Annotated in this window: 1 pseudogene; it reads right to left on the reverse strand. The window is 72.5% G+C overall.

The window, feature by feature from the left end:
• Positions 1-2696: pseudogene (locus DMB80_RS28300) on the reverse strand (PE family protein); the annotation flags it as partial.
• Positions 2697-2810 lie beyond the last annotated feature (114 nt).

Below are 2810 nucleotides of genomic sequence, written 5' to 3' on the forward strand. Positions count from 1 at the left end.
TTGTTTTTTGTGAGTCGTCGTGCGGCGCCCGGGTGTTTCACATGGCATATAGTGGGCAGGGTCAGGTGTGTATAGGGGACAGCCGCCCCACCTGTTGCCCCGGTGCCTCCACCACCTGCGCCGCCGGACCCGGCGACTGCGAGCGCGGTCGACGCGGTGTTGTTGATGGTGGCATCGCCGCCCCGGCCGCCTGCCCCGCCGTTCATCCCCGAGGTGCCGGCGCGGCCTGCTGCGCCGACGGCGTTGCCCAGACCGAAGGTTGTCGCGCTGCCGCCCGCGCCGCCCGCTCCGCCCGTGTTTCCTGCGCCGCCGCTTCCACCGACGGCGCCGAAAGCACCCTGGCTAGATGTCACATCAGTGATGAGGGCGTTGCCACCTGAGCCACCTGCTCCGCCGCCGGTGACGCCGTTTCCACCGTTGCCGCCCAATCCGGCCGTGACGCTTCCGCTTCCGCCGGTCGACGCCGACCCTCCGCTGCCGCCCGCCCCGCCGGTTGGACCGCCTTGGCCGCCATGGCCGCCGGCGGCGCCGGATACGTCACCGGACCCTGTGGTCGTCGCGCTGCCGCCATTACCACCGGCACCACCCGCCGCAATGATCGATGACCAGCCCCACCCACCGATATAGACGTCATTCGTCCCGTTGCCGCCGCGGCCGCCCGCAGCACCGGAGACGTCGATGTTTGATCCAGTGTTTAACACGCTGGCGCTGCCGCCGGCGCCACCTGACCCGCCATAGCCGCTGGCGCCGTCGCCGCCGTCGCCCCCGAGACCGGCGGTGGCTGTTCCAGTTCCGAAGACGGCGGCGGAGCCACCGGTGCCGCCCGCTCCGCCGTTCGCCCCGCTGCTGCCGTTACGTCCGGCGGTGCCGACAGCGTTCCCGGAGCCGTAAGTAACCGCGCCGCCGCCGGAACCGCCCGCTCCGCTGCTACCGGTAGTGCCGTAGGTGGCGCTCCCACCTGCGCCTGCTGAACCGCCCACAGCGCCGATGGCATCGCGGGTTGAGGTGCTGTTGAAGATGCCGGCACCACCGCCGCTGCCGCCCGCCCCGCCGGTAGAACCGTTTCCACCGTTTCCGCCAATACCGGCATTAGCCTCGCCGAGGCCGAAATTAAATGCGGACCCACCGGCACCGCCATTGCCGCCGGCGCTGCCGTTTCCTCCTGCTCCCCCGTTTCCGCCGACGGCAGCGGCGATGGACGAACTCACATCAATGAAGTAGGCGTCGCCGTTCTGCTGGACGCCCGGGGTGACGATAGAACCGTTGCTCCACACGTAACCCGGGGTTGTGACGGCAGCCGACCCGCCGGCCCCGCCTTGGCCACCCGTTCCTCCGACTGCAGCGTCACCGCCGACGCCGCCGTGCCCCGCGACGGCGCTTCCCGCCCCGAATGCGTACGCGTCGCCGCCGATTCCCCCGTACCCGCCATTGCTGTTGCTGTCGCGGGTATCGCCGTCCCCGCCGGCGCCACCGTCGCCGCCCCTGGCTTCGCCGTCTCCGTAATGGGTGGCACGGCCGCCCGAGCCGCCTGATCCGGTCCCGTATTGCGTGCTGCCGTCGCGGCCCTGCCCGCCGGCGCCGCCTACCGCCTGCGCGGACGAGGCACCGTTGTAAACGGTGGCGGTACCGCCGTTGCCACCGCCGCCGCCCGCAGCGGAACCGACGGTGCCACCGCGGCCGGCGGCGCCGTACGCGTTACCGGTGCCGTAGGTAGTGGCGTTGCCGCCGTGACCGCCGCGCCCGCCGAGGCTGCCGCCGCCGCCGAGGCCACCTGTCGCGCCGGCGACATCGACTGACGAGGAGGAGTTCTGAACGAATCCATCACCCCCGGTGCCGCCTGCGCCGCCGATCGTGGCACCGGCACCACCGTCACCGCCCTGCCCGGCGCTGAGTTGGCCGGTGCTGTAGCTGGCGGCGTCGCCCCCTCGGCCTCCGGCGCCTCCATAGCCGTAGGCGTAGGTCGAATCCTGACCGCCGGTGCCGCCTGCTCCGGCCTGGGCCAGGCCGGTGCCGCTGTGGTAGGCGCCGCCGCCTGCGCCACCAGTGCCGCCGCCCGATCCAAGCCCAGCTCCGCCGTTCCCGCCGCGGCCGCCCTCCGCGGTTCCGGCACCCGCGTTGAGCGCCGCGCCTCCGCTGCCACCGTTACCACCGTTATAGCGACCAGCTTCGACGTCTGCGTCCGCGCCGTCACCACCGCGGCCGCCGCGGACATCACCGAGTGATGCGCCGCCGGCGTTGCCGCTCGTGCCGTTGCTGCCGCCTGTACCGCCGTATCCGGCCCGGCCGCCTGCGCCGCCTGCGCCGACCGCTCCTGGGGAACCGCTACTGCCTCCGTCGCCTCCGGTGCCGGCCCAGCCGTCGGAGCCGACGTAGCTCCATGCACCGTGGGCGCCGTCGCCGCCGCTGCCGGCCAGACCGGCTCCGCCACCGGCACCGCCGGCTCCACCACTACCGTTGGTGCCGACCCGGCCTAGCCCTCCCGCCGCGACGCTGCCGGCATTTCCCCCGACTCCGCCCTGCCCGCCGGCGCCGCCACCACCACCGGCTCCGCCAGTCCCGCCTCGCCCATAATCGACATCGACGACGCCAGCGCTTCCATCAGTGCCGGTTCCACCGCGACCGCCGGTTCCACCCGTTCCGCCGCGGCCACCCGCGCCGCCGTTTCCAGTAGTGGATCCGCCGCGCCCGCCACGCAAGAGGTCATCACCGCAATTGCGTTGACTCCCAATGGAAACAAGCTCTATGCCACTGGATACCTGCTGGCCGATACGGCCACGGCCGGGGCGCAAATCCAGGGTGTGGTCTACGTT

The sequence above is a fragment of the Mycobacterium kyogaense genome, from assembly GCF_003254575.1.
Taxonomy (GTDB): Bacteria; Actinomycetota; Actinomycetes; order Mycobacteriales; family Mycobacteriaceae; genus Mycobacterium; species Mycobacterium kyogaense.